The sequence below is a fragment of the Georgenia sp. Marseille-Q6866 genome, from assembly GCF_965111665.1.
Genome location: NZ_CBCOOR010000030.1, coordinates 1 through 21556, shown reverse-complemented (window position 1 = coordinate 21556; position 21556 = coordinate 1). Strand labels below are relative to the sequence as shown.

25 protein-coding genes and 2 tRNA genes are annotated in these 21556 nt (G+C 72.9%); 13 read left to right on the top strand and 14 right to left on the bottom strand.

The window, feature by feature from the left end:
- Positions 1–66 precede the first annotated feature (66 nt).
- On the top strand, positions 67–837 hold the full coding sequence (gene rph / locus ACWPXV_RS16920; RefSeq protein WP_454086317.1) for a ribonuclease PH: 771 nt from the start codon (positions 67–69) through the stop codon (positions 835–837).
- Entirely contained in the window at positions 834–1460 is a 627-nt protein-coding gene (rdgB, locus tag ACWPXV_RS16915; protein ID WP_454086316.1) for an RdgB/HAM1 family non-canonical purine NTP pyrophosphatase, read from the top strand. Before rph ends, rdgB begins: the two co-directional genes overlap by 4 nt.
- 98 nt (positions 1461–1558) lie before the next feature.
- Here rdgB and ACWPXV_RS16910 read toward each other — a convergent pair whose 3' ends face one another.
- The 4 genes from ACWPXV_RS16910 to bcp all read right to left on the bottom strand — a co-directional run bounded on the left by ACWPXV_RS16910 (position 1559) and on the right by bcp (position 3144).
- On the bottom strand, positions 1559–1987 hold the full coding sequence (locus ACWPXV_RS16910; protein ID WP_454086315.1) for a DUF3054 domain-containing protein: 429 nt from the start codon (positions 1985–1987) through the stop codon (positions 1559–1561).
- A complete protein-coding gene (locus ACWPXV_RS16905; protein ID WP_454086314.1) occupies positions 1984–2517 on the bottom strand; it encodes a DUF4916 domain-containing protein in 534 nt (177 codons plus the stop codon). The genes ACWPXV_RS16910 and ACWPXV_RS16905 overlap by 4 nt, the downstream gene beginning before the upstream one ends.
- A 49-nt stretch (positions 2518–2566) precedes the next feature.
- Positions 2567–2648: transfer RNA gene (locus ACWPXV_RS16900), tRNA-Leu, on the bottom strand.
- Positions 2649–2667: 19 nt separating this feature from the next.
- Complete coding sequence (bcp, locus tag ACWPXV_RS16895; protein ID WP_454086313.1) at positions 2668–3144, bottom strand: thioredoxin-dependent thiol peroxidase; 477 nt, start codon at positions 3142–3144, stop codon at positions 2668–2670.
- A gap of 99 nt (positions 3145–3243) precedes the next feature.
- Here bcp and ACWPXV_RS16890 point away from each other — a divergent pair, with 99 nt between their 5' ends.
- Positions 3244–3735 carry an ArsR/SmtB family transcription factor gene (locus ACWPXV_RS16890; protein WP_454086312.1) on the top strand — a complete coding sequence of 164 codons (492 nt, stop codon included), beginning with the start codon at positions 3244–3246 and terminating at the stop codon, positions 3733–3735.
- Positions 3732–4565 carry a M23 family metallopeptidase gene (locus tag ACWPXV_RS16885; RefSeq protein WP_454086311.1) on the top strand — a complete coding sequence of 278 codons (834 nt, stop codon included), beginning with the start codon at positions 3732–3734 and terminating at the stop codon, positions 4563–4565. The genes ACWPXV_RS16890 and ACWPXV_RS16885 overlap by 4 nt, the downstream gene beginning before the upstream one ends.
- A gap of 40 nt (positions 4566–4605) precedes the next feature.
- Here the strand turns inward: ACWPXV_RS16885 and ACWPXV_RS16880 are convergent.
- A tRNA-Lys gene (locus ACWPXV_RS16880) sits at positions 4606–4681 on the bottom strand.
- A gap of 138 nt (positions 4682–4819) precedes the next feature.
- Here ACWPXV_RS16880 and ACWPXV_RS16875 point away from each other — a divergent pair.
- The 4 genes from ACWPXV_RS16875 (at position 4820) to ACWPXV_RS16860 (ending at position 8067) form a co-directional block, all read left to right on the top strand.
- Complete coding sequence (locus ACWPXV_RS16875) at positions 4820–5734, top strand: ATP-grasp domain-containing protein (RefSeq protein WP_454086310.1); 915 nt, start codon at positions 4820–4822, stop codon at positions 5732–5734.
- A gap of 336 nt (positions 5735–6070) precedes the next feature.
- On the top strand, positions 6071–7126 hold the full coding sequence (locus tag ACWPXV_RS16870) for a YeeE/YedE family protein (RefSeq protein ID WP_454086309.1): 1056 nt from the start codon (positions 6071–6073) through the stop codon (positions 7124–7126).
- A 12-nt stretch (positions 7127–7138) separates the two neighbouring features.
- Positions 7139–7363, top strand: a complete 225-nt coding sequence (locus tag ACWPXV_RS16865; RefSeq protein WP_454086308.1) for a sulfurtransferase TusA family protein — start codon at positions 7139–7141, stop codon at positions 7361–7363.
- A gap of 125 nt (positions 7364–7488) precedes the next feature.
- Positions 7489–8067, top strand: a complete 579-nt coding sequence (locus ACWPXV_RS16860) for a dihydrofolate reductase family protein (protein ID WP_454086307.1) — start codon at positions 7489–7491, stop codon at positions 8065–8067.
- Positions 8068–8188: 121 nt separating this feature from the next.
- Here the strand turns inward: ACWPXV_RS16860 and ACWPXV_RS16855 are convergent, their stop codons facing one another.
- The 3 genes from ACWPXV_RS16855 to ACWPXV_RS16845 form a co-directional block, all read right to left on the bottom strand.
- Positions 8189–8998, bottom strand: coding sequence for a DUF2382 domain-containing protein (locus ACWPXV_RS16855; RefSeq protein WP_454086306.1), 810 nt, complete (start codon positions 8996–8998; stop codon positions 8189–8191).
- Between the two features lie 121 nt (positions 8999–9119).
- Positions 9120–9674, bottom strand: coding sequence for a DUF488 domain-containing protein (locus ACWPXV_RS16850; protein WP_454086305.1), 555 nt, complete (start codon positions 9672–9674; stop codon positions 9120–9122).
- 36 nt (positions 9675–9710) lie between these two features.
- Positions 9711–10037, bottom strand: coding sequence for an ArsR/SmtB family transcription factor (locus ACWPXV_RS16845; protein ID WP_454086304.1), 327 nt, complete (start codon positions 10035–10037; stop codon positions 9711–9713).
- A gap of 16 nt (positions 10038–10053) precedes the next feature.
- On the opposite strand from ACWPXV_RS16845, the gene ACWPXV_RS16840 reads away from it, so the two are divergent.
- Positions 10054–10527, top strand: a complete 474-nt coding sequence (locus ACWPXV_RS16840; RefSeq protein ID WP_454086303.1) for an SRPBCC family protein — start codon at positions 10054–10056, stop codon at positions 10525–10527.
- 12 nt (positions 10528–10539) lie between these two features.
- Here the strand turns inward: ACWPXV_RS16840 and ACWPXV_RS16835 are convergent, their stop codons facing one another.
- Complete coding sequence (locus ACWPXV_RS16835) at positions 10540–12081, bottom strand: SDR family oxidoreductase (protein WP_454086302.1); 1542 nt, start codon at positions 12079–12081, stop codon at positions 10540–10542.
- A gap of 93 nt (positions 12082–12174) precedes the next feature.
- Here ACWPXV_RS16835 and nadE point away from each other — a divergent pair, with 93 nt between their 5' ends.
- Complete coding sequence (gene nadE, locus ACWPXV_RS16830; protein WP_454086301.1) at positions 12175–13017, top strand: ammonia-dependent NAD(+) synthetase; 843 nt, start codon at positions 12175–12177, stop codon at positions 13015–13017.
- Between the two features lie 82 nt (positions 13018–13099).
- Here nadE and ACWPXV_RS16825 read toward each other — a convergent pair whose 3' ends face one another.
- Complete coding sequence (locus ACWPXV_RS16825; protein ID WP_454086300.1) at positions 13100–14050, bottom strand: DUF808 domain-containing protein; 951 nt, start codon at positions 14048–14050, stop codon at positions 13100–13102.
- 132 nt (positions 14051–14182) lie between these two features.
- Here ACWPXV_RS16825 and ACWPXV_RS16820 point away from each other — a divergent pair, with 132 nt between their 5' ends.
- Genes ACWPXV_RS16820 through ACWPXV_RS16810 form a run of 3 tightly spaced genes read left to right on the top strand, consistent with a single transcriptional unit; the run spans position 14183 to position 16600 of the window.
- Positions 14183–15157, top strand: coding sequence for an NAD(P)-dependent oxidoreductase (locus ACWPXV_RS16820; protein ID WP_454086322.1), 975 nt, complete (start codon positions 14183–14185; stop codon positions 15155–15157).
- A complete protein-coding gene (locus tag ACWPXV_RS16815; RefSeq protein WP_454086299.1) occupies positions 15158–15544 on the top strand; it encodes a 6-pyruvoyl trahydropterin synthase family protein in 387 nt (128 codons plus the stop codon).
- 3 nt (positions 15545–15547) lie between these two features.
- Positions 15548–16600, top strand: coding sequence for a glycosyltransferase family 4 protein (locus tag ACWPXV_RS16810; RefSeq protein WP_454086298.1), 1053 nt, complete (start codon positions 15548–15550; stop codon positions 16598–16600).
- Here ACWPXV_RS16810 and ribA read toward each other — a convergent pair.
- From ribA to ACWPXV_RS16790, 4 genes are all read right to left on the bottom strand, one after another.
- Complete coding sequence (gene ribA, locus ACWPXV_RS16805) at positions 16574–17986, bottom strand: GTP cyclohydrolase II (protein WP_454086297.1); 1413 nt, start codon at positions 17984–17986, stop codon at positions 16574–16576. The two genes, ACWPXV_RS16810 and ribA, sit on opposite strands and share 27 nt — an antisense overlap.
- 135 nt (positions 17987–18121) lie before the next feature.
- Positions 18122–19090, bottom strand: coding sequence for an IS481 family transposase (locus ACWPXV_RS16800; protein ID WP_454083474.1), 969 nt, complete (start codon positions 19088–19090; stop codon positions 18122–18124).
- A 110-nt stretch (positions 19091–19200) separates the two neighbouring features.
- Complete coding sequence (locus ACWPXV_RS16795; protein WP_454086296.1) at positions 19201–20616, bottom strand: RNA-guided endonuclease InsQ/TnpB family protein; 1416 nt, start codon at positions 20614–20616, stop codon at positions 19201–19203.
- A gap of 151 nt (positions 20617–20767) precedes the next feature.
- Entirely contained in the window at positions 20768–21439 is a 672-nt protein-coding gene (locus ACWPXV_RS16790; protein ID WP_454086295.1) for an HAD family hydrolase, read from the bottom strand.
- Positions 21440–21556: the final 117 nt, after the last annotated feature.

Sequence of the window (21556 nt, the reverse complement as noted above, 5' to 3'; positions counted from 1 at the left end):
GCGAGGAAGGCCACCTCGGGCGTCGGCGCCTCGCCCTGACGGCGGGGTAGTCGCTAGCCTGTCGGGATGACCTCAACCTCCGCGAGCACCATCGTTCCGCGCGCCGACGGCCGCGCCCCCGACGAGCTCCGTGAGGTCCGGTTCACCCGAGGCTGGCTCGACAGCGCCGAGGGCAGCGTCCTCGTCGAGTTCGGCGGCACCCGGGTGCTGTGCGCCGCCTCCTTCACCCCGGGCGTCCCGCGCTGGCGCAAGGGCTCGGGCCAGGGCTGGGTCACCGCCGAGTACGCGATGCTGCCCCGCTCCACCAACACCCGCAGCGACCGTGAGTCCATCAAGGGCCGCGTCGGCGGGCGCACCCACGAGATCTCCCGCCTCATCGGACGCTCCCTGCGCGCGATCATCGACGTGAGCGCGCTCGGCGAGAACACGATCGTCCTCGACTGCGACGTCCTCCAGGCCGACGGCGGCACCCGCACCGCTGCCATCACCGGCGCCTACGTCGCGCTCGCCGACGCCGTCGCGTGGGGCATCGCCAAGGGCGCCATCACCCAGGGCGCGACGCCGGTGCTCACCGACTCCGTCGCCGCCGTCTCCGTCGGCATCGTCGACGGGCAGCCGGTCCTCGACCTGCCTTACGTCGAGGACGTCGCCGCCGAGACCGACATGAACGTCGTCGTCACCGGCTCCGGCGGCTTCGTCGAGGTCCAGGGCACGGCGGAGCGCAAGCCCTTCGAGCGCCACGAGCTCGACGAGCTGCTCGACCTCGCCGTCACCGGCACCGCCAAGCTCACCGAGCTCCAGCGCGCGGCCCTCGCCGCGCCGGTCCCCGGACGGTGAGGGGGAGCCCGGCGCGGCTCGTCCTCGCCACGCACAACGCCCACAAGATCGGGGAGCTGCGCGCGATCCTCGCCCCGCTCCTGCCCGACCTCGACCCCGCCTCGGTGGTGGGCGCCGCCGACGTCGGGGCGCCCGAGCCCGTTGAGGACGGCGTGACCTTCGCGGAGAACGCGCTTATCAAGGCCCGCGCGCTGGCTGCCGCCACGGGGCTGCCGGCCGTCGCGGACGACTCGGGCCTCGCCGTCGACGTCCTCGGTGGGGCGCCGGGGATCTTCTCCGCGCGCTGGTCCGGCGGGCACGGCGACGACCGCGCCAACCTCGAGCTCCTCCTCGCCCAGCTCTCCGACGTGCCCGCCGAGCACCGCCGCGCCCGCTTCGTCTGCGCCGCCGCGCTCGTCACGCCCGGCGGCGAGGAGGTCGTCGAGACCGGCGAGATGCCCGGGCGGCTGCTCACCGCGCCCCGGGGCAGCGGCGGCTTCGGCTACGACCCGATCCTCCAGCCGGACGGCGAGGACCGCTCCGCGGCCGAGCTCAGCGCCGAGGAGAAGAACGCCATCTCCCACCGCGGCAAGGCCTTCCGCGCCCTCGCGCCGCACGTCGTGCGCATCCTCGCCGGAGCCTGAGTCCTCCGGCTGCGCTGGGACGCACATCCGGTCCCACCGCAGGTGACGGCACGTGCGTCGAGATGGCGAGATGTGCGTCCCGGAGGGGGAACGGCCGACTAGCGGCGGGCGCGCGCCACAAGCAGCCACACGGCGCGCCAGCCGAGGAGCAGCGCGCCCAGCACGCCGAGCGCCACGAGGACGAAGGGCAGTGCCGTGCCGTCGCCGAGCGCGGCCCGCAGGCCCAGGCCGCCGGCCCAGGTGACGAGCCAGGCGACGACGCCGCCCGGCCACAGCCGCAGCGACCCGTGCTGGACGAGCACCGTGACGAGGAGCCGCGCGAGGAGGAAGGGCAGGGCCACCTCGAGGACGTCGGTCACCGACCGACCGCCCTCGTGCGCACCGCGCCCGAGGTAGGCGAAGAGCACGACCGCCGCCATGTCGAGCAGCATCGCGGCGCCCCGCTGGCCCCACATCCCGGGTCCGGCGGACCGGGAGGCGCGGCCCACGTCCAGCCCCTGCGGGCCGGTGCCGGGCTGGATGCTCACGGCAGGCGGCCGACGTGCGCCAGCGCCTGGCGCAGGAGGGTGCTGTGCCCGTCGACGAGCTCGGCCTGCACCTCGGGGAGCAGCGCCTCGCGGGGGGTGAACCAGCCGACCTCGAGGGTGTCCTGCTGGGGGTGGCAGTCGCCGTCGACGGGGACGACGTAGGCGAGCGACACCGCGTGCTGGCGCGGGTCGTGGAAGCCCTGTCCCGGCGTCGGGAAGTACTCGCCGACGGTGAAGGGCTGCGGGGAGAGCGGCACGCGGGGCAGGCACAGCGAGCCGAGGTCCTTCTCCAGGTGACGGGTGAGCGCCTCGCGCAGCGTCTCGTGGAAGAGGACGCGGCCGGAGACCAGCGCGCGCTGGAGGCGGCCACCCGTGGCGCGCAGGAGCAGGCCGACCTGCTGCACCTGGCCGGTGGCGTCCACCCGCACGGGCAGGACGTCGACGTAGAGGATCGGGACCTGGCGGCGGACCCTCTCGAGGTCCTCCGGCGGCAGCCAGGGGGTGATGTCGTCCGAGGCCAGTCCGCTCATGGTGCTTCTCTCCGTGGTGCGTGGGTGCCCGCGCGGGGCGAGTACGTCGTGCGCGAGGCGGGACTCGAACCCGCACGTCCAAGGACACCAGGACCTAAACCTGGCGCGGCTGCCAATTACGCCACTCGCGCGCGGGACAAGCCTACGGGGTCAGTCGATGCCCAGGTCCTTGCGCAGGCGCGCGACGTGGCCGGTGGCCTTGACGTTGTACCTGGCCAGGGACACGGTCCCGGCCGCGTCGACGACGACGGTGGAGCGGATGAGCCCGGTGTAGGTGCGCCCGTAGTTCTTCTTCTCGCCCCAGGCACCCCACGCCTCGATGACCTCGTGGTCGGGGTCGGAGGCGAGCGGGAAGGTGAGGGACTCGGCCTCCGCGAACCGGGCGAGCTTGTCGGTGCCGTCGGGCGAGACGCCGACGACGGCGTAGCCCTGGCCCTGCAGGGCGGCCAGGCTGTCGCGGAAGTCGCAGGCCTGGGTGGTGCAGCCCGGCGTGGAGGCGGCCGGGTAGAAGTAGACGACGACGCCCTTGTCGGCCGAGGCGCGCAGCTCCGCGAGGCTCACCGTGGCGCCGTCGGCGGTGGGCAGGGTGAAGTCCGGGGCGGTCTCGCCGGGGGAGAGCTGGGGCACGGGGTCCTCCGTCGTCGTCGTGGGCGGTCCCGCCCAGCATCGCACGGTCCGCCGGCCCGCGGCCTATGCAAGTACGGAAGTTCGTAATACCGTTGCAGCATGTCAGCAGACCGCCTCGCCGCTCTCGAGGAACGCGTTGCCGCCCTCGAGTCCCGTCTCGCCACCTCCACGGCCGACGCCGTGCCCGACAGCCCGCTGTGGGCCCTCCAGGGCTTGCAGGAGCGGGTGGAGGACCCTGGCGCCGTCATGCTCGTCGGTCACGTCGAGCTTCCCGACGGGCGCCGCGCCCAGTGGCAGCTCGGTGCCGCGACCGACGACCTCCTCGCTGCCGACTGGACCGAGGAGGCCGACGTGCTCGTCGCGCTCGGCCACCCCGTGCGGCTGCGCCTGCTCCAGCGCGTCCTCGGTGGCGCGACGACCGTCGCGGAGCTCGTCGACACCGACGGTGTCGGCACGAGCGGGCAGGTCTACCACCACCTGCGCCAGCTCACCGCCGCCGGATGGCTCCGGGCGCTGGGCGGCGGCCGGTACGAGGTCCCCGTCGCGCGGGTCGTCCCGCTGCTCGCCGTCGTCCTCGGGGGGCGGCGGTGAAGCGCGCCGTCGCCCGCTGGCAGACGTGGTGGACGCGGCTGTTCGTCGCCGCCGTCCTCGCCGCCGTGCTCCTGCCCGTCCCGCCACCGTGGGGGCTCGTCATCGCCGCCGTCGCCTTCGCGCTGTCCCTCGTCCGCCCGCCGGCGACGACGCGCGAGCCCGTCGAGGTCGACGCGCCGCTGCGTGGCCGCTGGGTCGTCGTGAACGGCCCCGGGACGGCGGTGCCGAGCCACGGGGTCAAGGCCTACGGGCAGGCGTACGCCGTCGACGTCCTCCAGCCCGCACCAGACGCCCCGACGTCGGTCGGCTGGGGCCTGCGCCCGCGCCGCCCGGAGACCTACCCGTCCTTCGGCCGTCCGGTGCACGCCATGGTCGCCGGCACGGTGGTCCGCGTCCGCGACTCCCAGCGGGACCACGGCGCCCGGGACACGTGGCCGCTGCTCATCTGGATGATGACCGCCGAGGGGTTCCTCCGGGACCTGGCCGGCGCCGGCAGGATCCTCGGCAACCACGTCCTCGTCAGGCTCGACGACGGCACCGTCGCCGTCTACGCCCACCTGCGCCGCGGCTCGGTCGCTGTCCGGGGCGGCGCGGCGGTGCATGCCGGTGACGTGCTCGCCGAGGTGGGCAACACCGGCAACACCTCCGAGCCGCACCTGCACGTGCAGCTGATGGACCGTGAGCACCCGACCGCGGCCGCCGGGGTCCCCATGCGCTGGCGCGGTGTCACCGCCGACGGCGAGCGCGACCCGCGGTGGACGACCGGCGGGCGCAAGCCGAGCGCGCTGCGTGACTTCCCGGAGAACGGGCAGGTGCTCGAGCTCGGGTAGCAACGCGAAAGGCCGCCTCCCGGGGGAGACGGCCTTCGGCTGGTGCGCCATCTAGGACTTGAACCTAGAACCCACTGATTAAGAGTCAGTTGCTCTGCCAATTGAGCTAATGGCGCTTGCTGTTGCCCTTGCGGCAGTCCCAAACGTTACCACCGGCTCCGGGCGCTGCCCAGCCAGGAGGGGCCCTCGTGATGAGGATCACCGGGCCTCGCGAGCAAGCCGCGGCATACCGCGCTTTCGGATAGGTTGAGCGCGTGTCGAAGCCTCGTGTCACTCTCGCGACCTGCCTGGACCACCCCGAGCTGGACCAGGGTGAGGAGGGGCTGCCCGACGCCCTCGCCGAGCGGGGCATCGAGCCGCGCGTCGCCGCGTGGGACGACGAGTCCGTGGACTGGACCGATGCGGGCATCGTCGTCCTGCGCGCCGTCCACAACTACGCGAGCCGCCGGCAGGACTTCCTCACGTGGACGCAGGGCATCCGCAAGCTGCTCAACAGCGCGGACACGGTCGAGTGGAACACCGACAAGCACTACCTCCAGGAGCTCGGCCGGCGCGGCATGCCGACGATCGACACCGTGTGGCTCGAGCCGGAGAAGAACCTGTCCAAGCACCAGGTGCACACACGCTTCCCCTCGCTGGGCGACTTCGTCGTCAAGCCGGCCATCTCCTCGGGCTCCCGGGACACCGGCCGGTACACGGCGCGCGACGCCACCTCGCGGATGCACGCGATCCAGCACGCCTACGGCCTCCTCCAGGAGGGGCGCGCCGTCATGGTGCAGCGCTACGTCGAGTCGGTGGACGAGCGCGGTGAGACGGCGCTGATCTACCTCAACGGGGTGCTGTCCCACGTCGTCGAGAAGGAGCCGATGCTCCTCGGCTCGCAGGCCGCCGCCGACGCCCCGGGCGACGAGGTCGCCGTCTCGCGGTACGCCACCGAGGCCGAGCTGCGGGTGGGGGAGCAGGCCCGCGCCGCGATCCACGGCTACATCAAGTCCCGCATGGGCCGCGACGCCCAGCTCCTGTTCAGCCGTATCGACATGGTCGAGGGCGACAACGGCGAGCCGTGCGTCATGGAGGTCTCGCTCGTCGACGCCTCCCTCTACCTCGGTGCCGTCGACGGCGCCCTGGACGGCTTCGCCGACGCCATCGCCTCCCGCGCCTTCTGGTGACCCGCGGGCGGCCCGTCCCGCGCCCGTCTCAGTGACCGGACGGCGGTGGACCCGCCCGCACGCCCGCTCCTAGCGTCGCCCCCCAGGTCGAAGGACCTGACAAGGGGGGACCACCATGCTCAGTCACACGTACCTGTCGCCGCGCGCCGCTGCCCGTCGCCTGTGTACCGGCGAGTGTCGGTGACCCCGCTCGCCTGACCGGCTCGAGCGACCGACCCCGGCGGTGCGCCGGCCCTTCCGCACCTTCGCCATGTCCGCGCGCCCTGCCGGCGCGCCCTGCCCGCGCGCGCCGCCGCGCCGGGACCTGCACCCGTACCTGGCAAAGGAACACCACTCATGGTCCTCACCGGACTTGCCGTCGGCGGAGCCCTCGGCTTCGCCATGCAGCGGGGACGCTTCTGCGTCACCGGTGCCTTCCGCGACGTGTGGATCGGGCGCAACACGCGCTGGATCACCGCGTTCCTCATCGTCATCGCCGTCCAGAGCGTCGGGATCTTCGCCCTCGACGCCCTCGGCGTCATCCAGCTGACGTCCGGGGAGCTCGCGCCCGTCGCGACGATCGTCGGCGCCTTCATCTTCGGCTTCGCCATCGTCCTCGCCGGGGGCTGCGCCACCGGCACCTTCTACCGCTCCGGCGAGGGCCTCATCGGCTCCTGGTTCGCGCTGATCTTCTACGCCGGCTCGGCGGCGGCCATGAAGTACGGCATCTTCGCCGACCTCACCGCCACCGCCCGATCCCAGACCGTGGGTCTCACCTCGATCCACGAGACGCTCGGCATCTCCCCGTGGTGGCTCGTCGCCGCCCTCGTCCTCGGTGTCGGTTACGCGGCCAGTCGCCACCTCGCCGCCGAGCCCAAGCTCGCCTCCCTGCCGCCCCGCCGCACCGGCCTGGCCCACCTGCTCCTCGAGAAGCCGTGGCACGCCTTCGCCACGGCGGTCGTCATCGGCGTCATCGCGATCGTCGCGTGGCCGCTGAGCACCGCCGCGGGCCGCCCGGCCGGCCTCGGGATTACTACGCCGTCGGCCAATACCGTCGCCTTCCTCGTCACCGGCGACGTCGAGCTCGTCGACTGGGGCGTCTTCCTCGTCCTCGGCATCCTCGTCGGCGCGTTCATCGCCGCCAAGGCCTCCGGGGAGTTCCGCCTGCGCGTCCCCGACGCGACGACCATGGTCCGCTCGATCACCGGCGGCACGCTCATGGGCGTCGGTGCGGCGCTCGCGGGCGGCTGCACCATCGGCAACGCCATGGTCAACACCGCCCAGTTCTCCTACCAGGGCTGGCTGTCCTTCGGCTTCATGGTGCTCGGCACCGGCGCCGCCACCCACGTCTTCATCCTGCGCCACCGCCCGGTGGCGCAGCGCAGCTCGACCCCGTCCCTCGTGGACGCCTGAGAAAGGACCCCCGTGCCCATCACCCTCCAGACCTCCGGACAGGTCTGCCCGTTCCCGCTCGTCGAGGCCAAGGACGCCATCGCGTCCCTGCCCGAGGGCGACCACCTCACCATCAACTTCGACTGCACCCAGGCCACCGACGCGATCCCGCGCTGGGCCGCGCAGGAGGGCTACCCGGTGACCGACTACCGCCGCATCGGTGACGCGGAGTGGTCGATCACCGTCCAGAAGAAGTAGCCGCGCCGCGAGGACGACGACGGCGCGGCGCACCGCCGTCGCCGTCCTCGCGTATTCCGTGGCCGCGGCGGGCCGTGGCACGCAAGGATGGCGCGCGGACCGACGTACCCGACGAAGGAGACTCCGTGCGCCGCCTCATCTACTACATCGCCGTCTCGCTCGACGGCCGGATCTCCGGACCGGCGGACGAGTTCGACTTCTACCCGCAGCCGGAGGAGTACTCCGCGTGGATGCTCGAGGAGTACCCGGACACGATCCCGAGCCACGGCCGCGCCCACCTCGGCATCGCCGAGCGTCCGAACAAGCACTTCGACACCGTCGTCATGGGCAGGCGGACCTACGAGCCGGGCTTGCGTGAGGGGGTCACCAGCCCGTACGCGCACCTGCGACAGTACGTCGTCTCGAGGACGCAGGAGGAGCTGCACCCGGACGTCACCATCGTGCGCGAGGACCCGGTGGCACTCGTGCGCCGGCTCAAGGCCGAGGACTCCGGGCTCGACATCTACCTCGCGGGCGGGGCGCGGCTGGCAGGGTCGCTGCTCGCGGAGATCGACCGGTTCATCGTCAAGCTCTACCCGGTGGTCGCCGGTGCGGGGCACCCGATGCTCGAGGGCGCCGGCTTCGCCCCCGGTGAGCTCGAGCTCACGGACGTGCGCACCTTCGCCGGCGGGAACGTCGTGCTCACCTACGACCGGCGCCGCTGACCGCGGCCGCCGCCGGCCGCGCGGGCGTCCAACCGCCGGCGGACGACGAGAACCCCGGGACGCGCGGCCGGCCGCGCCTCTCGGGGTTTCATCGTGTGGTGCGCACGCGCACCGGGGGGTGTCAGTGACGGGTGTCGCGGTCCGTCTCCGTGGCGATCTGCTCCTTGCGGACCTCCTCGGTGACCTGGGCGTCCTCGCTCACCGTGTCGGTGTCGAGGCGCACCTTCTCCACCGGGACCGTCTCCTTGTCGGTGACGACCTCGTCCTCGTGGAGCGTGACCTCGGCGACGTCCTCGCCGATCTCGGTACCACCGGTGCGGTCCGCGCCGGTGATGGGCTCGCGCTCGACGCGAACCTCCTCACGGGTGACGGGGACCGTCTTCGTGACGTTCTCGGTGACGACGTACTTGCGGAGGCGGACCTTGCCCGCCTCGCGACGGCGCGTGCCGACGTCGACCTGCTCCTCGGAGCGGACGAGGGTGTCGTCGGCGACGTGCGAGTCGCGGTCCGTGGTGCCGGTCGTGCCAGTGGTGCCAGTCGTCCCGGCGGTGCCGGTCGTCCCGGTGGTGCCGGTCGTGCCAGCGGTGCCGGTCGTACCCGGCGCTCCGGTGGCGTAGTCCAGCTTGTAGTAGCGGTAGAGCTCGGCCTCCTGGTCGAGGTCGAGGTGCTGGTCCGCGTCCACGCGCGGCGCGTCCTTGACGGCGTCCTTGGTGTGGGGCACGGTCAGGGTGTCACCGCTGAGGGACGCGCCCTGCAGGGGGACGAAGGTCTCGGAGCTGCCGAAGAGTCCCGTCTTGACGGTGACCCACTCGGGACGACCGCTGTCGTCGTCGAAGTACAGGGTGCCGACGTTGCCGATCTTGTCGCCATCGGTGCCGACGACGGTGACCTTGTTGTCGATGATGCTCGTGGCCTGCTGCTCGGTGATCATGCGTCCTCCAGGGTCGGGAGTCGTGCGGGGTGGTCCGCCCTCGTGGGGTGGACCTCTCCACCGTAGGCAGCGCGGCGCGAAGCGCGCCACTCGAACGACGCAAGAACGGTGCAGGTGTTGTTCATGGGTCCCTTGTGGCGGATGGCGTGCCGTCCCAGACGACGACGCCGTCACCCAGCCGGGCACCGTCGGACGGCTCGTGGAGGCGCACCTCGCCGTCGTGCATGAGGTGGTGGACGGGCAGGTCGAGCAGGAGTGTGGCGACGTCGGCGACCAGGCGGCGGTGGCAGCGCCACCACACCGCCTCGGAGCACATGACGGCGATGCGGGCGTCGCCGCGGGCCTCCTCCGCCACCTCGGCGAGACCGGCAGTGAACTCCTCGGTCCGGGTGTAGCCCGCGTAGGCACGGAAGGCGTCCACCTGCCACCACGTGTCCGGGGAGACGGCGTCCTCCGCCTTGCGGAGGTGGCGGCGCCCGCCCAGGCGCGGCTCCCACCGGTAGGCAACCCCCGCCTCGGGCAGCCACTGCGCCATGGCGTCCCGAGCGACGTCGGGGTTGCGGCGGCTGCCGGGGAAGCGGCGGATGTCGACGACGGCGGCCACCCGCCGGTTGGTGAGGAGGGACGCGAGCCGGGCGCGCTCGAGCGATCCGTGTCCGACGGTGAGCAGAGGCATCCCGCCATTCTTCGACAGGCCACGGCCGGGCGCAGGTCAGTGGCGGTCGAGGTCCTCGAGCAGCTCGACGGCGGCGCGGGCGTACTCGCCGATCCAGCGGTCGTGGATGCGCTTGATCGGCAGCGGCGCGAGGGACAGGTGGCGCTCGCGGCCGACCTTGCGCCCGGTGACGAGCTCGGCGCGTTCCAGGACCCGCAGGTGCTGGAGGACGGTCGTGCGGTCGAGCTCGGGGATGTGCGCCGCCACCTCGCCGGTCGTCCTCGAGCCGGCCCTGAGGAAGTCGAGGATGCGGCGGCGGGTGGGGGAGGCGAGTGCCTTGAAGACGAGATTGTCGTCCGCCCCGTTGACCTCACCCACTGACACGTTGTAAGAATATCACATGAACACGTCAGAGCAGCTGAGCGAGCTGAGCTTCACCGTGTCGGGCCGCGTCTCACGGCCCTGCGCCGAGGTCTACGAGGCGGTCGCCGACCCCGAGCGGCTGTCGCGGTACTTCACGACCGGCGGCGCGCGCGGACGCCTCGAGGCCGGCGCCGAGGTGACGTGGGACTTCCACGACTTTCCCGGTGCCTTCCCCGTACGCGTCGTCGAGGCGGACAAGCCTCGGCGCATCGTCATCGAGTGGGACGGCGAGGCGACGACGAGCGAGCGAGGGACGACGGTCGTCTTCGAGTTCGAGCCGCTCGACGACGACTCGCGCACGCTCGTCACCATCACCGAGTCCTCGTGGCGCGCGACCCCGGACGGCGCGCGCCGGGCCTTCGACAACTGCGAGGGCTGGACGAGCATGCTGAACGCGATGAAGGCGTGGGTCGAGCACGGCATCAACCTGCGCGAGGACTTCTACGTCTGAGGCGCTGTCCCGTCAGGACGCGCCGCCGGACACCGGGTGCCGCTCGGCCTCGTGGAGGATGTTGCGCGCCATCGTGGGGAAGATGAGCGCGTGGAAGGGCAGCACGGCGAGCCAGTACAGCCGGCCGAGGATCCCGCGGGGGAAGAAGATCGCGCGCTGCCGGTAGCGAGAGCCGCCGCCGGGGAGCGCGTCGACCGACAGCTCCAGCCAGGCGCGGCCCGAGGAGCGCATCTCGGCGCGCAGCGTGAGCCGCTGCCCGGGCTCCACGGACTCCACCCGCCAGAAGTCGACGTGGTCCCCCACCTGCAGCCGGTGCGGGTGGCGCCGTCCGCGCGCGATGCCGGGGCCGCCGACGAGCTTGTCGAGGAACCCGCGCAGCCGCCACAGGAACGCCGGGGAGTACCAGCCGTTCTCCCCGCCGATGCCCTGGACCACCCGCCACACCGACTCCGGTGCCGCTCGGCCCTCCCGCTCGCGGACATCGGTGTAGACGGTGTGCCCGGCCCACTCGGGGTCCGAGGGCAGCGGGTCGGCGGGGCCGGCTGACGCGGTCACGTCGTCGTCCCAGCTGGCCGTCACCGCGCCGGAGACCTGCCGCTCGATCGCGAGGCGGCACGCGTCGGGGTACTGGGTGAGCCCGCCGGGCGGGTCAGGGATGACGGTGGCGATCTCGTGGTCCCCGGCCACGGCGTCCTCGGCCATCGACGCGGCCAGCGGCATCGCGAGTGCCCGGGGGATCGGCGTCGTCATCCCGATCCAGAAGCCCGAGAGTCGCGGGGCCGGGATCGGTAGTGCCCAGATTCGGCGCGGCCGCAGGCCGGCGACCTTCGCGTAGTCCGAGAGCAGGTCCTTGAAGGGCTGCGGCTTGCCGGAGCCGATGTCGAAGGTGCGGTTGACCGGCTCCTCCAGCGCGCTCGCGTGGGCGAGGTAGTAGAGGACGTCGCGGATGGCGATCGGCTCGATGAGGTTGTCGAGCCAGCGGGGCCCGGGCATGACGGGCAGCCGCTCGGTGAGGTGGCGGATCATCTCGAAGGAGGCCGATCCGGAGCCGATGACGACGCCGGCGCGGAGCACGACCGTGGGGACGCTGGCGTCGAGCAGGATGCGGCCCACCTGCTCGCGCGAGCGCATGTGGTCCGACAGCTCCTCGAGCTCCCTGTCGGGGTGCAGGCCGCCAAGGTAGACGATCTGCTGCACGCCCTGGGCGGCGGCCGCCTCGGCCACCGTCCGGGCGATCTGGGCCTCCCGCTCGACGAAGTCCCCGCCCCCACCCATCGAGTGGACGAGGTAGAGAACCGTGTGGACGTCGGCCATCGCGGCGCGCACCTGCTCGGCGTCCTGGAGGTCGGCCTTGACGAGCTCGACGTCCTCGGCCCAGGGCCGGTCCTCGAGCTTGCGCGGGTCGCGCGCCCCGGCGCGCACCGTGAAGCCCGCAGCGACGAGCTCGGGGACGAGTCGTCCGCCCACGTAGCCGCTGGCACCGGTGACGAGGACCCGCCGGCCACCGCCGTCGGGCAGGGACAGGTCGAGCGGCGAGGCGGGGCGTGGGCTCATCCGTCCACGCTAGAGGCGCCGCGGCCCGGGCACCCGCCGAGAGTCCGGCCGTCCGGAATGACGACGAAACACTGCACCAGTAGATTCACGGGAATGGACACCCAGCTGCAGTCGGAGATCATCGCCGCGCTCGAGGTTATCGACCCCGAGACGTTCGACGCCGCCGCCGAGGCGGAGCGTCGCATCGAGTTCCTCGCCCGCTACCTCCAGGACACCGGCGCGAAGGGGCTCGTCCTCGGCATCAGCGGTGGCGTCGACTCGACGGTCGCCGGACGCCTGTGCCAGCTCGCCTGCGAGCGGGTGCGCGAGGCCGGCGGGGAGGCCCAGTTCGTGGCCGTGCGCCTGCCCTACCGGGTGCAGAAGGACGAGCACGACGCCGTTGCCGCCATCGAGTTCATCGACGCCGACCTCGTCGAGACCATCGACATCGGACCGGCCACCGACGCGCTGTGGGACCAGGTCCTCGCCTCGCGCACGCCGGTCACCGACGCCAAGGACGACTACCACAAGGGCAACGTCAAGGCCCGGATGCGGATGGTCAGCCAGTACGCGATCGCCGGCGCTCGCGGGATGCTCGTCGTCGGCACCGACCAGGCGGCCGAGGCGTGCGTCGGCTTCTACACCAAGCACGGTGACGGCGCCGCGGACGTCACCCCGCTCTTCGGGCTGCCCAAGCGCCGCGTGCGCGACATCGGGCGCCACCTCGGCACGCCGGACGATCTCGTCAACAAGATCCCGACGGCCGACCTCGAGTCGGACAAGCCGCTGCTGGCCGACGAGGAGGCGCTCGGCGTGCGCTACGAGGCCGTGGACGACTACCTCGAGGGCCGCGAGGTCTCGGCCGAGGACGAGGCGACCATCGTGGGCTGGTACCGCCGCACCGGCCACAAGCGGGCCCTGCCCGTCACGCCCGACGGCTACCTCGGCCGCCCCTGAGGCTCGCCCGCTCCCGCGGCCCGGTAACAACTCAGCTCTCGGCGACAGGACGCCCGTCGCCGAGAGCTGAGTTGTTACTGGGTCAGTGGGCGGCGGCGTCCTTCTTCTTGCGCGGGACGAGGTGCATGACGAGGACGACGACGGCGCCCACGACGAGTCCGATGACCGCGGAGGACAGCGTGTTGACGAGCCAGGTGACGAAGCCGCTCAGCGCGCCCAGGCCGCCGGCGATCGCCTCCTCGAGGTGGTGGACGAGCTCGTAGGGCGCGTGCCAGCCGAGGTCGTCGACCCCGACGAGCAGGATGTGCCCACCGACCCAGAGCATCGCGACGACGCCGACGACGGAGAGCACCGCGAGCACCTTCGGCATCCCCTTGACGAGGAGGCGGCCGACCTTCTGGGAGCCGGCGGAGTCCCGCTTCGCGAGGCTCAGGCCGATGTCGTCCATCTTGACGATGAGTGCGACGACGCCGTAGACGAGCAGCGTGATCCCCAGGGCCACGACGACGAGGATGATCGCCCGGTTGAGGAGCGGCTCGTCGGCGACCTCGTTGAGCGCGATGACCATGATCTCGGCGGAGAGGATGAAGTCGGTGCGGATCGCGCCGCTCACCATCGTCTTCTCGTGGTCCTCGCCCTTCGCGGCGGCGGGGGCCGCCGTCTTCTCCTTGTGGTGCCCGGTGACGTACTCGTAGAGCTTCTCCGCGCCCTCGTAGCTGAGGTAGAGGCCACCGACCATGAGGATCGGGGTGAGCAGCCACGGGAGGAACTGGCTGAGCAGCAGGATCGCCGGAAGGATGAACACGAGCTTGTTGCGCAGCGAGCCGGTCGCGATCTTCCGGATCATCGGCAGCTCGCGGTTGGCGGTGAAACCGTGGACGTAGCGCGGGGTGACCGCGGTGTCGTCGATGACGACGCCCACGGCCTTGGCGCTGGCGCGGCCGGCTGCGGCACCGATGTCGTCGACCGAGGCCGCGGCGATCCTGGCCAGGGCCGCAATGTCGTCGAGCAGGGCAGCAAGGCCACCGGCCATGAGATCTCACTTCCGTTCACGTGGGGCGCGGGGCGCCCGTCGGGTCAGCGAGAGCATAAGTGGTCGGGCAGCCCTCGGCGCGCGCGTGCCCGTTCGCGTCGGCCCGTGCGCGCCGGGCAGGATGGGCACGTGATGGCAGAGGCGTACTGGACGGTCGGTCCCGAGCAGGGAGAGATCCGGCAGGCGCACCTCGCCCCTCCCGGTGCCGGCGAGGTCCTCGTCCGGACGCTGTCCTCCGCGATCAGCCGCGGCACCGAGATGCTCGTCCACCGCCACGCGGTGCCCGAGGCCGTCCGCCCGCTCATGCGCGCCCCCTTCCAGGAGGGCGACCTGCCCGGCCCGGTGAAGTACGGCTACCTCTCCGTCGGTGTCGTCGAGGCCGGCCCCGAGGAGCTGGTCGGCCGGCGGGTGTTCTGCCTGTACCCCCACCAGACCCGGTACGTCGTGCCCGCCACCGCCGTCGTCCCCGTGCCCGACGACGTCCCCACCGAGCGCGCTGTGCTCGCCGGAGCGGTGGAGACCGCCGTCAACGCCCTGTGGGACGCGGCCCCGCGGCTGGGGGACAGGGTCGCCGTCGTCGGCATGGGGATGATCGGCGCGTCCGTCGCGACCCTGCTCAGCGGCTTCCCGCTCGGGCGGCTCCAGGTGGTGGACGTCGACCCGCGCCGGAAGGAGCTCGCCCGTCGTCTCGGGCTGGAGCTCGTCACGCCGGAGGAGGCCGCCGGGGACTGCGACGTCGTCCTGCACTGCTCGGCGAGCGAGGCCGGCCTCGCCACCGCGCTGCGGCTGGCCGGGGAGGAGGCGGAGGTCGTCGAGCTGTCCTGGTACGGCACCGACGCGCCGCGGGTGCCGCTGGGGGAGGCCTTCCACGCCCGGCGGCTCACCGTCCGCGCCAGCCAGGTCGGTGCCGTCAGCGCCGCCCGCCGGGCCCGTCGCACCACCGCCGACCGGCTGGGGGTGGCCCTGGACGCGCTGCGCGACCCGCGCCTCGACGCCCTCCTCACCGGCGCGAGCGACTTCGCCGAGCTGCCCGGGACCGTGGCGGACATCGCGTCCGGCCGGCTCCCCGCCCTGTGCCACGTCATCCGCTACCCCGAGGAGAGCTGAGTGTTCAGCGTGACGGTCCGCGACCACATGATGGTCGCCCACTCCCTGCCCGACCCGTTCTTCGGCCCCGCCCAGGGCCTGCACGGCGTCACCTACGTCGTCGAGGCGACGTGGTTCCGCCCCGAGCTCGACGAGCACGGGGTGGTCATCGACATCGGCGCCGCGACCGAGCGGCTCGGTGAGGTCACCGGCGCGCTGCGCTACCGCAATCTCGACGACCTCGAGGAGTTCGCGGGCATCGTCACCACCACCGAGGTCGTCGCCCGGCACGTGGCACACCGTCTTGCCGAAGGGCTGGACATGACCCCGTACACGGCGCTCGAGGTGAGACTGCACGAGCACCCCGACGCGTGGGCGACCTACCGTCTCGAGCTCCCCGGGAGCTAGCCGGTGCCGGCGCTGCGCCTCGTCGTCCCAGCGCGCGGGGACGTGCCGAGCGGGGGCGACGTCTACGACGCGCGCCTCGCCCACGCGTGGGAGGCCGCGCACGGGCCGGTGGAGGTGCTCGCCCTGGCCGGACCGTGGCCGCGGCCCGGGCCCGCCGAGCGTGAGGCGCTGCGCGGGGCGCTGGGCACGTCCGGCACCGTCGTCCTCGACGGCCTCGTGGGCAGCGCCTGCCCCGAGGAGGTGACCACCGCCGTCGCCGAGGGCGTGCGGGTGGTCCTGCTCGTCCACCTCCCGCTGCCGGCCGAGCTCGGACTGCCGCCCGAGGACGCGGACCGGCTCGCCGCGCTGGAGGCCCGCACCGTCGGTGCCGCGTCCGCCGTCGTCACGACGAGCCGGTGGGCGGCCGCGGACCTCACCCGCCGCTACGGGCGGACCGGCGTCCTCGTCGCCGAGCCCGGGGCCGAGCGGGGCGCGGTCGCGACCGGCAGCAGGCCGCCTCACCTCCTCGCGCTCGGCGCCCTCACCCGGGTGAAGAACCACGCCGTCCTCGTCCCGGCGCTCGACGCCGTGCGCGACCGGCCGTGGCGGGCGACCTTCGCGGGACCGGACACCGCCCAGCCCGCCGTCGCCGAGGAGCTGCTCCGTGCCCTCGCGGGCCTCGGGCTGGCGGACCGGGTGTCCCTGCCCGGCGTCGTCACCGGGGACGCGCTCGAGGGGCTGTGGCAGCGCACCGACCTGCTGCTCGTCCCCTCGCTCGTGGAGACCTACGGGCTCGTCGTCACCGAGGCGCTGGCCCGCGGTGTGCCCGCGGTCGTGGCGGCGGGCACCGGCGCCGTCGAGGCGCTCGCCGGCCGGCCCGAGCCGCTGCCCGACGACGCCGCCGGCGCCGCCGTGCCGCCCACGGACCCGGCCGCGTGGGCGCGGGTGCTGCGCCGGTGGCTCACCGACGCGGACCAGCGGGCCACGTGGCGCACTGCCGCCCTCGCGCGCCGGGAGCACCTGCGCACGTGGGCGGACACCGCGGCGGACCTACGGCGCGGACTCGGCCTGGGCTGAGCGCAGCGCCCGCAGGTCGAGCTCGGTGCACACGTCCTCGCCCAGGTGGAACCGGCGCGTGCGGGTGCGCAGGGCGTCGGCGAGGAGGTCGGAGCCGGTGAAGCGGACCCCGGGGACGCCGTCGCCGATGAGGACCGGCGCCGTCGTGAGGAAGAGGCGGTCGAGCACGCCGGCGTCGAGGAAGGCGGAGACGATGCGGCCCCCGCCCTCGACGAGCACCCGGCCCAGGCCGCGCTCGCGCAGCAGCTCGAGCACACGCGCCGGGACGGCCGGGCCGTCGTCGTCCAGGCGGACGACGTGGACGTGCCCGGGGAGGTCGCCGGGCACGGCGGCGCCGGGGCCGACGAGCCACAGGGTGGGCGCCGCGCCGTCGGTGAGCACGTGGGAGGCGAGGGGCGTGCGGGCGCGCGGGTCGAGGACCACCCGGACGGGATGGTGGCCGGGGACGGCGCGCACGGTGAGGCGGCAGTCGTCGGCGGTGACCGTCCCGACCCCCACGACGACGGCGTCCACCAGCGCCCGCAGCCGGTGCAGGTGCTCCCGGTCCTCCTCGCCGGTGACGAACTCGGCGTCGCCGGTCCGGGAGGCGATGAAGCCGTCCAGGCTCTGGCCGAGCTGCGCGAGGACGGCGTGGGAGCCGAGGGCGACGAGCGGGCCGTAGCGGTCCACGAGCTCGTGCGCGGGGTCGTCCGGCGTCACGACGGGGACCGCGCCCCGCAGGAGGGCGTCCCAGGCGTCGTCCGCGCGTGGCCGGTCGTGCCGCATGCGCTCGCGCTTGGTCGCGAGGTACGCCTCGTTCTCGGGGTGGGCGGGGACGATGAGGCTGACCCGCTCGACGACGTCGACGCCGAGCGCCGTGAGGGCCTCCTCCTTCGCCGGGTTGGAGGACAGGAGGCGGATCCGGTGCACGCCGAGGTTGTGGAGGATCGCGGCGGACTGGTCGTAGCTGCGCGCGTCGGCGGTGTGCCCCAGGGCGAGGTTGGCGTCGACGGTGTCGGCGCCGAGGTCCTGCAGGGCGTAGGCGCGCAGCTTCTCGAGGAGGCCGATGCCGCGGCCCTCGTGCCCCCGGACGTAGACGACGGCGCCCTCGCCCTCGGCGGCCACCGCCGCCAGCGCGGCGTCCAGCTGCTCGCCGCAGTCACAGCGCCAGGAGCCGAAGGCGTCACCGGTGAGGCACTCGGAGTGGACCCGCACGAGCGGCGCGGCCAGTGGGTCCGGGGCGGTGAGGCCCATGACGAGGGCGACGTGCTCGGTGCCGGCGACGTCGCGGAAGCCGAGCATCCGGAAGGCGCCGTGCCGGGTGGGCAGGACGGTCTCGACCTCACGCTCGACGACGGCGGGCGGCTGCGCGGCCAGGGGGTCGGCACGCTCCTCGAGCTGGGACATCGGTTGATCCTTCCTTCACCGGTCAGACGACCTCGCCACTCTAAAGCGTGTCTCTCAAACGTGGTGTTGAGGGGCACCGCCCTTCTCGGGCGTCCGATGTTCAGCCCACACAGCGGGTCTAGGTGTACTCAGCCATCACGTTGCTGACGCTCGGCTGATCGGGGGCTGGCCGCCGAGTGCGGTGTGGCGGCGTTCAGTGTTGTAGGTGTGCAGCCATGGGGCAAGGGCGTCGCGGCGGTGTTGGTTGCTGGCGAAGACATGGCGGTAGGCCCACTCGGTTTGCAGGGTGCGGTTGAAGCGTTCGACCTTGCCGTTCTGCCAGGGGCAGTGGGGTCGGATGAACTTCTGCACCGCCCCGAGCTGGGCGACCGCCTCGGCGAACGCCCGCCCGTGGCGGTAGGCGAAGGCGTTGTCGGTCATCACCCGCTCGATGCGCTCGATGCCCATTGAGGCGAAGTAGGCCGCCGCGCGCAGCAGGAACCCGGCGCAGGTCTCGGACTTCTCGTCGTCGTGGATCTCGCTGTAGGCCAGGCGGGAGTGGTCATCGACCATGGAGTGGACGTAGTCGTAGCCGATGCGCTGGGTCTTGTCCTTCTTCACGTTGCCCCGGCCGTGGGCGCGCCACCCGCCCCCGTCGGGGATCTTGCCGAGCTTCTTCACGTCGACGTGGACCAGATCCCCGGGCCGGTCACGCTCATAGCGCACCGCGGTGGCCTTGGAGGAGCGGATCTGCTCACCCGTCATCGGGTCCAGCTCCCGCAGGTACGGCACACCGGCCCGGCGCAGCACCCGCGACACCGTGCGGGCCGGCACGCCGAGCTCGGCGCCGATCCAGTCCGGCCCACGGCGGTGGGCCTGGCGGCAGGCCACGATCTGCGCGGCCACCTGCGCGGTCGTCTGCCGCGGGCTGCGGTGAGGGCGGCTGGAGCGGTCATGCAGCCCCGCCTCGCCCTCCTGGTCGTAGCGCTTGAGCCAGTAGTGGGCGCACTGCCGCGAGACGCCCATCGCCTTGGCGGTGTGGGCCACCGCCCACCCCTCCTGCCGCACGCGCTGCACCAGCAGCAGGCGTCCGTGGAACGTCAGACGGGCATTACGGTGGGACACGAGGACCTCCGGGTGTTGGGCGTGACTCTCGACAAGCCACACCTCACCCGGAGGTCCTCCCTACGTCAACGACCGACCGGCAGTGTCACCAACCTCCTGGCTGAGTACATCTAGGTGTCGGTTCCCACGTCGTTCGGGCTGGATTCGTCCGCGCGGGTGCGCGGGCCAGAGCCGTCCCGTCGGTGGGCGTTGGTGACGGGGCCGTCCGCTTGACGGTCCTCGGCCGTCTGGGCGCGGCCACGGGTGTGGTCGGTGGCCCAGGCGGCAAGGTTGGCTGCGGCGTTGAGGTCACGGTTGATGACCAGGCCACATCTGGCGCACCGGTAGGTCCGCTCACCCAGGGCCAGGTCGCTCCTGAGGTGCCTGCAGCTGCTGCACCGCTTGGAGGAGGGGTACCACCGGTCCGCGAGCAGGAGCTGTCCGCCGTGCCACGCCTGCTTGTAGGTAATCTGGCGGGCCAGCTCCGCCCACGCCGCGTGGGAGATGGCGGCGGCGAGGTGGTGGTTGGTCAGCATCCCGGCGATGTTCAGGTCTTCCAGAACGAGCCGGTCGTGGGTCTTGACCAGCGCGTTGGAGACCTGATGCAGCAGATGCTGACGACGTGCCCGCACGCGGGCGTGTTGACGAGCCAGCCGCGCCCCAGTGAGGGCCCGCCCCGCTGAGCCCTTCTGCTTGCGTGCCACGGCCCGCGACAGCCGCCGCACCCGCCTGGACTCGGACCGCCATGCCCGCGGAGCGCCCTGGACGCGCAGCCGCTCCTCACCGTTAGCGGTGGCTGCCACGACGAGGGCTGTCAGGCCGCGGTCCACGCCCACCCAGCCCGAGGTGTCTCCCTCGGCGCGAGGCTGGTGGCGTGCGGCAGGGTGCAGGTCGGCAGCCTGAATCGTGATCGAGATCCACCACCGTCCCGCACCGCGCGAGATGGTCGCGTACAGGACTTTGGCGCGGTCCTTGGCGATCATCCGGCGCAACCGCCGCGTGTCATCGTGCACGCGCAGCGTCCCGATCCTCGGCAAGGTGACCGAGCGTGGGCGGTCCCCACCGACCCGAATGCTCTGACGGCCCTGGGTGGTCTTGTTACGCACCCTGAAGGACCCGGTGGTGCCCTTCTTCTTGTACCGCGGGTGACGAACTCGGCTGTGCGGGTCCGTCCATGCCGTCAGGGCACGGCCCAGGTCGACTGCGGCCTCCTCGAAGACCTGGGCCGATACCTGATCACGCCACGCCAACCCGGTCACCTCAACCTCGGCCACCCCGGCGGCGTCGATCACGAACCGGCGCCCGGCCGCCTCCGAGCGCTTCCACGCGTTGAACGCGTCGATCAGGTCGAATCCCGACCAAGCCACCCTCTCAGCCCCGGCCTCGCCTCCTCGTGTGGCGGCACGCTCATGACGTGTCCGGGCGTCGAGGTGCAGGCGAAGGCACTGGTTGTAGGCAAATCGGGCCGCGCCCACATGTCGGGACAACCTCCGTTGCTGCTCGACCGTCGGATCGAGACAGAACCGGAACGTCGTATGCCGACTCACACGACCAGGCTTGCAGGCACCACCGACATTCAGACCTGACCGCCAGAGTCGCAGCACTAGATCATCACTACAGTGACGCGACCTCTTGGCAGAACGATGCAGGGCGAGAGCGGGATGCTACTGACGGACAAGGAGTCGTGCCCAGGCGTGGTCAGAGAACGGCCAGGTTCGACGCCACCGCGACCGCACCCGCGGCGCGCAGGTCCGCGCGCCGCCCGGGATCGGGGGACAGACCGAGGCACGGCATCCCGGCCGCCGTCGCCGCGTGGACGTCGCTGGCGGAGTCGCCGACCATGACGGCGTCCGCGGGAGCCACGCCGGCTCCCTCGGCCGCGGCCAGCAGCGGGTGCGGGGAGGGCTTGAGGTGCTCCGGCCGCGCCGGGTCCCGCCCGTGCACGGGGAGCCCCGCGAGGGCCGGCCCGCCTGAGCTGAGGACGGCGGCCGCCGCCTCCGGTGCGTTGTTCGTGACGACGGCGACGGCGGCACCCCGCTCGAGGCACGCGGTGACGAAGGCCTCCGCCCCGGGGGCGAGCGGGGCGCCGGCCGCCGCCGCGACCTCCCGGTCGGTGCACCACCGCTCGACGACGCATCCCGCCTCCGGGTCCCGCTCGGCGACGAGGCGCAGGAGCTGGACGTGATCGGTCTCGGTGCCGAGCTCGTCGTCGGGCTCGAGCCCGAGCGAGAGGGCGAGCTCGAGGGCGCCGGCCGTCACGCGGAGGTACTCCTGGCCGGGCAGGAGCCGGGTGAGCGGACCGTCGAGGTCGAGCACCACGAGGCGCCGGGTGCTGAGGAGCGCGCGTGCCGCGCCGAGATCGTCGTCCACCGCGTGATCGTACGGTCCGGCTCCGCGGACCTCGCTGCTGGTCCTGCTCCGCGCGCCTGATCTATCCGCCGCGCGGAGCAGTATCCGCAGCGCGGACCGGGGGAGGCGCGGCGGATA